The 6,279-nt window shown below is 72.9% G+C and carries 7 protein-coding genes; 4 read left to right on the top strand and 3 right to left on the bottom strand.

What is annotated here, in order from left to right; all coding sequences use genetic code 11:
- The coding region (locus MTQ10_RS26480; protein ID WP_247472683.1) for a GntR family transcriptional regulator at positions 1-650 on the top strand (650 nt) is incomplete at its 5' end.
- The gene (locus MTQ10_RS26485) at positions 647-1,972 is read left to right on the top strand and encodes an MFS transporter (protein WP_247472684.1); all 1,326 of its coding nucleotides are present in this window, start codon (positions 647-649) and stop codon (positions 1,970-1,972) included. The genes MTQ10_RS26480 and MTQ10_RS26485, both read left to right, overlap by 4 nt.
- A 148-nt stretch (positions 1,973-2,120) precedes the next feature.
- Here MTQ10_RS26485 and MTQ10_RS26490 read toward each other — a convergent pair whose 3' ends face one another.
- Positions 2,121-2,945, bottom strand: a complete 825-nt coding sequence (locus MTQ10_RS26490) for a maleylpyruvate isomerase family mycothiol-dependent enzyme (protein ID WP_247472685.1) — start codon at positions 2,943-2,945, stop codon at positions 2,121-2,123.
- 204 nt (positions 2,946-3,149) lie between these two features.
- Here MTQ10_RS26490 and MTQ10_RS26495 point away from each other — a divergent pair, with 204 nt between their 5' ends.
- Positions 3,150-3,947 carry a carbon-nitrogen family hydrolase gene (locus MTQ10_RS26495; RefSeq protein ID WP_247472686.1) on the top strand — a complete coding sequence of 266 codons (798 nt, stop codon included), beginning with the start codon at positions 3,150-3,152 and terminating at the stop codon, positions 3,945-3,947.
- Positions 3,948-3,954: 7 nt separating this feature from the next.
- Here MTQ10_RS26495 and MTQ10_RS26500 read toward each other — a convergent pair whose 3' ends face one another.
- On the bottom strand, positions 3,955-4,452 hold the full coding sequence (locus MTQ10_RS26500; protein WP_247472687.1) for an LURP-one-related/scramblase family protein: 498 nt from the start codon (positions 4,450-4,452) through the stop codon (positions 3,955-3,957).
- Positions 4,453-4,602: 150 nt separating this feature from the next.
- Here MTQ10_RS26500 and MTQ10_RS26505 point away from each other — a divergent pair, with 150 nt between their 5' ends.
- A complete protein-coding gene (locus tag MTQ10_RS26505) occupies positions 4,603-5,652 on the top strand; it encodes an RICIN domain-containing protein (protein ID WP_247472688.1) in 1,050 nt (349 codons plus the stop codon).
- Here MTQ10_RS26505 and MTQ10_RS26510 read toward each other — a convergent pair.
- Positions 5,640-6,020 carry a hypothetical protein gene (locus MTQ10_RS26510; RefSeq protein ID WP_247472689.1) on the bottom strand — a complete coding sequence of 127 codons (381 nt, stop codon included), beginning with the start codon at positions 6,018-6,020 and terminating at the stop codon, positions 5,640-5,642. The two genes, MTQ10_RS26505 and MTQ10_RS26510, sit on opposite strands and share 13 nt — an antisense overlap.
- Positions 6,021-6,279 lie beyond the last annotated feature (259 nt).

Genomic DNA, 6,279 nt, shown 5'->3' on the forward strand with positions numbered 1-6,279 from the left:
ACCTCCAGCCGCAGCAGCGCCCCCCGGCCGCCGAGCGCGTCTACGCCCACGTCAAGCAGCGCGTCCTCGACCGCCGCTATGAGGGCGGCACCCTGCTCACCGAGGGTGAGCTGGCCGACGCCGTCGGGGTCTCCCGCACACCCGTACGGGAGGCGCTGCTGCGGCTGGAGGTCGAGGGGCTGCTCAAGCTGTACCCGAAGAAGGGCGCCCTGGTCCTGCCGGTCTCCGCGCAGGAGATCGCCGACGTCGTCGAGACCCGCCTGCTCGTCGAGGAGCACGCCGCCCGCAAGGCCGTGCCCGCCCCGGCCGGGCTGATCGAGCGTTTGGAGGAGCTGCTGGCCCGGCAGAAGGAGCAGGCCGCCGCCGGTGACTTCGCCGCCGCGGCCGTCACCGACCGCTGCTTCCACGCGGAGATCGTCCGCAGCGGCGGCAACGAGATCCTCTCCCGCCTCTACGACCAGCTCCGCGACCGCCAGCTGCGGATGGGCGTCGCCGTCATGCAGTCCCACCCCGACCGCATCGCCAAGACCCTCGCCGAGCACGAGGAGATCCTCGGCGCGCTGCGCTCCGGCGACGCCGACGCGGCGGTGGCCGTGGTGCACCGGCACGTGGGCTGGTTCTCCCACCTCGCCCGGGGGGAGGTGCGATGAGCGGCGTCTCCTCCGCACGGGCCGCCGCCCTGCCCGGTGACCCGCCCGGCGGGCGGCGCGCGCTCGCCGTCTGGGGCATCGGCGTCTCGGTCTACTTCGTCGCCGTCATCTTCCGCACCTCGCTCGGCGTCGCCGGACTCGACGCCGTCGAACGTTTCGACGTCGGCGCGTCCGCCCTGTCCACCTTCTCCATCCTGCAACTGCTGGTCTACGCCGGCATGCAGATACCCGTCGGCCTTCTCGTCGACCGGCTCGGCACCAAGAAGGTCCTGGCGCTGGGCGCCGTGCTGTTCACCGCCGGACAGCTCGGCTTCGCCTTCTCCCCGTCGTACGGCACCGCTCTCGCCTCCCGCGCCCTGCTGGGCTGCGGTGACGCGCTGACCTTCATCAGCGTGCTGCGGCTCGGCGGACGCTGGTTCCCCGCCCGGCGCGGGCCGCTGATCGGGCAGCTCGCGGGGCTCGTCGGCATGGCCGGCAACCTGGTCTCCACCCTGGTCCTGGCCCGGCTGCTGCACGGCATCGGCTGGACCGCCGCGTTCGGCGGCAGCGCGCTGGCCGGGGCCGTCGTCCTCGTACTGGTGCTGCTGTTCCTGAAGGACCACCCCGAGGGGTACGAGCCGGAGCCCGTCCCGCACCAGGGCGCCGCCTACGTCCGCAAGCAGATCGCCGCCTCCTGGCGGGAGCCCGGCACCCGGCTCGGACTGTGGGTGCACTTCACCACCCAGTTCCCGGCGATGGTGTTCCTGCTGCTGTGGGGACTGCCGTTCCTGGTGGAGGCGCAGGGCCTCAGCCGGGCGACGGCCGGTGAGCTGCTCACCCTGGTCGTGCTGTCCAACATGGTCGTCGGTCTCGTCTACGGCCAGATCGTCGCCCGGCACCACGAGGCGCGGCTGCCGCTGGCGCTGGGCACGGTCGGCGCGACGGCGCTGCTGTGGGCGCTGACCCTGGGCTGGTCCGAGTGGTCGTCCGCCGGGCGGGCGCCGATGGGGCTGCTGCTCACGCTGTGCGTGGTGCTCGGGGCGTGCGGTCCGGCCTCGATGATCGGCTTCGACTTCGCGCGGCCCGCGAACCCGCCGCAGCGGCAGGGCACGGCGTCCGGCATCACCAACATGGGCGGGTTCATCGCCTCGATGACCACGCTGTTCGCGGTGGGTGTGCTGCTGGACGCCACCGGCGACGACTACACGGTGGCGTTCTCCGCCGTGTTCGTGCTCCAGGCGCTCGGCGTCAGCCAGATCCTCCGCCTGCGCCGCCGCGCGGCCCGCAGGGAACGGGAACGCCTGGTGGCGAGCCGGGTGGAGACGGTGCACGTCCCGGCGTGACCCGAGGGGCCACCGCGTCCGGCATTCACCGGCTCACCGGCCGGCCCACCGGCTCACCGGCCCGCAGGCTCACCGGCCCGCAGGCTCACCGGCCCGCAGGCTCACCGGCCGCGCGGGCGCCGGAGGGGCTCCCGGGACCCCGCCCCCGTCAGGGCGTGACCGTGAAGTTCCGCAGGATCGCCGCCGCCAGCTCCTGGTCGCCCTCCACCTTCAGCCGGTCCGCGGCCTGCTCCGGCGTGACCCGGCCGCAGGCCAGCCGGACGTACGTCTCCCAGTCGAGGGTGAGCGCGGCGGCGGGGCCCAGCGCGGGTGCTGTCTCCAGGGTGCCGCGGCCCTGGATGTCGATGCGGATGGTGCGCAGGAACTCCACCGGCCCCTGCACGTCGAACACGACGGCCGAACTGCGCGGCGCCTGTGCCCGCTCGGCGACGACCTGCGGCAGGGCGTCCAGCAGCACATCGCGGGCGACGAGCGCGCCGGGGGAGTCGAGGTTGCCCGGCCGGCCGAGCGCGGTCCGCAGGTCCTGCTCGTGCACCCACACGTCGAAGGCGTGGTTGCGCATGGACTCTTCCAGCGTCAGTTCGCGGCCGAGCGGGCCGCGCACCTTCGCGCCCGGGTCGCGGGAGTCGTTCCGCAGCTGACGGTTGCGGCGGATGATCGTGTACTCCAGCTCGGCGGTCATCTCCGGCGCCGTGTGGTGGCGGCGCACATCGACCTGCATCTCCATGTACCGCTGGTGGTCGTTGGTGACGTGGAACAGATCGCGCGGCAGCGTGTGGATGGGACGCGGATCGCCGAGCATCTCGCAGTCCAGGCCGATGACATGCGACACGATGTCGCGCACCGACCAGCCCGGGCACGGGGTACGGCGGTTCCAGTCTGCCTCCACCAGCGGCTGCACCAGCTCGGATATCGCTTCGATGGAGTGGGTCCAGGCATCGGCGTACGGCTGGAGAGTGGGATGCAGACTCACGGAACGGGACCCCTCGGCGGTCGGTACACGGGCAGGTTGTGGCGGCGTTGCCATCGGGAGGCGGCACACTCGGCGGGTGTCTTGAAACGCTAAGTTACGCTGCTCTGAGGCACCCCGGCAGTGCTTTCGTGTGACGATCGTAGGCCTGTGTGGGCATTCGCGTGGACGCCCTCGGGGACGGTTCGAGGCCAGGACGGTGGTACTGTGCGCGCTTCCCTCATCCAGATCGCCGTAAGCGAGGACGAATCGGTCGAGGCGCGGCGGGAGCGGGCCGCGGCGCTGGTGCGGGAGCAGGCCGGAGCCGCCGACCTCGTCGTCCTCCCCGAACTGTGGACCACCGGCGCCTTCGCGTACGAGCTGTTCGGCACGGAGGCCGAGCCGCTGGAGGGCCCCACCTACGAGGTGATGGCCAAGGCCGCCGCCGACGCCGGCGTGTGGCTGCACGCCGGGTCCGTCCCGGAACGGGACCCCGAAGGACCCCTCTACAACACCTCCCTCGTCTTCTCCCCCACAGGTGAACTGGCCGCCGCCTACCGCAAGATCCACCGCTTCGGCTTCGACCAGGGCGAGGCCGTGCTGATGAGCGCGGGCCGGGACCTGGTCACCGTCCGCCTCCCGCGGACCACCCTCGGCCTCGCGACCTGCTACGACCTCCGCTTCCCCGAACTGTTCCGCGGGCTCGTCGACGCCGGCGCCGAGACCCTGCTGATCTCGGCGGGCTGGCCGGAACGCCGCCGCGCCCACTGGACGCTCCTGGCCCAGGCCCGGGCGGTGGAGAACCAGGCGTACGTCCTCGCCTGTGGAACGGCCGGTACGCACGCGGGAGTTCCCCAGGCGGGTCACTCGATCGTGGTCGATCCCTGGGGCGAGGTCCTCGCCGAGGCGGGCCCCGACGAGGAGGTGCTCCGCGTGACCCTCGACCCGGCGAAACCGGCGACGACCCGCGAACAGTTCCCGGCGCTGAAGGACCGGATGCTGGGCCTGACCCCGCCCCGCCGCTGACCGTCCGTCAGTCGTCGTCCTCGTCGCCTTTCTCCGCGAGCTGGATGACACACACCGCCACGGCGATCAGCAGCGCCGGATCGGCGTCCTCCCTCACCACATCGAGCCCGTACGTCTCACGGACACGCAGCCACCGCCGCGACACCACGGCCAGCAGCTCACCGTCGTACTCGATGGCGAACTCCCGGTCGAGGATCTTGCCGCTGACGTCGAGTTCGGTGCCGTCGACCAGTGAGACGCGGTAGTGATTGCGCAGCAGGGACAGCCGCTTGCGCCGGATCCGCGCCAACGCCTCGCCGTCCCGCTCGACGACCATGGTGTCGCGCAGCGCGAACATCTTCTGATGGACGTCGATCAGCACACGCCCCTGCCGGTCCTTCAGCTCGAAGGTGTCCCGCAGCCGCATCGCCTTGCCGTCGACGAGGAACACCTTCTCGCCGCGCTCGTCCTCGATCCAGTAGTCGTCGCCGAAGCCGAGAAGCCGTTCCCGTACGAGATATCTCATACGCCCACCACTTCCCCACCCACCCGCCAACGACGCGGTCGCTGGGCCGACGGGACGAACCGGGCCCTGACTTGAACATGGCGGAACGGGAGGCTCGATTGACGTGATGGTGCATTGTGCCGCGCACGGGGCGGCCGTGACATTGGCGGCATGGAGCGCCAGACCCCGTACCCCTGTCTCCGCCCCGAGGACGCCCCCGATGCCGCCGCCTTCGTCGAACTGATGCGGGCCGCGAAGGAAAGGTCCGGGCTGACCTACCGGGAACTGGAGGCCCGGGCGGCGGCCCACGGGGACGTCCTGGCCAGAAGCACCCTCGCCAACGCCCTCGCCCGGAACGCCCTGCCCCGCGCCGACCTCGTCGCCGCGTTCGTACGGGCCTGCGAGGGCGAGGAACGGGTGCCGGCCTGGCTCGCCGCCCGGGACCGCCTCGCCCTGCTCACCGTGCTCGCCCCGACGGGACAGGACGCCGCGGCCGGGAACGGCCGCCCGGCCGGAGACGGCGCCCCGGTCGCCCCCCGCGCGACCGGCGCACCCCCCGACGCGTCCGGCGCCCCCCAGCGCCGGTTGCGGCGTCTCCGCCGGCTCACGGCGCTGTGGCGGCGTCTCCCCCGGCCCTGGAGACTGCCGCTCGGCGCCGCCGCCGGACTTGCCGTGCTGCTCCTCGCCGGCCTCGGCGTGCACGTCCTGACCAGCGAGGCCCGCGACCCGGCCGGCCCCGGACTCACCGGGCTGCCGACCGGACCCGTGGAGTTACGGCCGGCCCTGTCCCCCGAGCTGTGCCTGACCGACGGATTCACCCGGGACGGCCGCTACGACTCCCAGGTCGCCGTGCACCGGCCCTGCACGCAGGCCGTGCCGCCGGTGACCGAGCTGGTGCCCGCCGGCGACGACACGTACCGGGTGAGCTGGCGGCACCCCGAGCACGGCGTGGGCTGCCTGACGGCACTGACCGGCGACCGCCTCGACGGCCTGCTCGAACCGCGGGACGACTGCTCCGTCGGGACCCGCTTCCGGGTCCTGCCGGCCCCGCCCGGCTCCGGCCGTTCCGGGACGACGCCCGTGTACCTGGTCAGCGCCGACAGCGACCGGTGCGTGGGCGCCGCCGAGACGACGGTGCGTGCGGGGACGGAGGCGAAACTCGCCGCGTGCGACGGGTCGCGGGCGCAGCGGTATCTGCTGGGCGCGGCTCAGCAGCGGTAGGAGGAGCCGCCGTTGTCCAGGTATGCGTCGTAGATCCAGCCCAGGCTGCTGCCGTTGGCGTCGCGGATCCACGTCCAGGTGTTGCCGTAGTCGTTGACGACGTAGCAGTCGTAGTACACGCGCGTGTCCTTGGCGACGTATCCGACGGTGGTGCAGTCCCCGTACGGGCCGGTGTGGACGGCGGCACTGCCGGGCTTGCTGACCCTGCCCGACCCGGGGTCCTTGTCCCTGTGCGGCCAGTAGGCGTTGCCGCAGGTCACCGCAGCGGGCGCCGCGGGGGCCGCCGCCTGCGCGGCGGGGGCGGCGAGACCGGCCACGACGAGGGCCGCGCCGGCGAGGGTGCCCGTCAGGGCATGGCGTACACGCATGCGTTCTCCTGAGGTCGCTGGATGGAGGAAACCCCGGCCTCCGACGCCGGGCCCGACCGACGCTGCCAGCACCCCGCCGGCAGGGACAACGCTTTCTGTCTGTCCCGGACAGTCCCGGACAACGCCCACCCCTCTGACCAGCAAGGACACGCCCCTTCCCTTCGACGCAGGACCCCGGGTCGGGCAGGGTCAGCAAGCCCGGCAGTGCCGCCGTCCACACCGGCCCGTACGGGGACTGCACCACCGTCGGATACGTCGC

Source organism: Streptomyces sp. XM83C (assembly GCF_023072675.1).
GTDB classification, from domain to species: Bacteria; Actinomycetota; Actinomycetes; order Streptomycetales; family Streptomycetaceae; genus Streptomyces; species Streptomyces thermocoprophilus.

Coding starts and splice junctions, on each gene's coding strand:
- MTQ10_RS26485 (WP_247472684.1), top strand. CDS start 647: ATGAGCGGCGTCTCCTCCGCACGGGCCGCCGCCCTGCCCGGTGACCCG.
- MTQ10_RS26500 (WP_247472687.1), bottom strand. CDS start 4,452: ATGAGATATCTCGTACGGGAACGGCTTCTCGGCTTCGGCGACGACTAC.
- MTQ10_RS26505 (WP_247472688.1), top strand. CDS start 4,603: ATGGAGCGCCAGACCCCGTACCCCTGTCTCCGCCCCGAGGACGCCCCC.
- MTQ10_RS26510 (WP_247472689.1), bottom strand. CDS start 6,020: ATGCGTGTACGCCATGCCCTGACGGGCACCCTCGCCGGCGCGGCCCTC.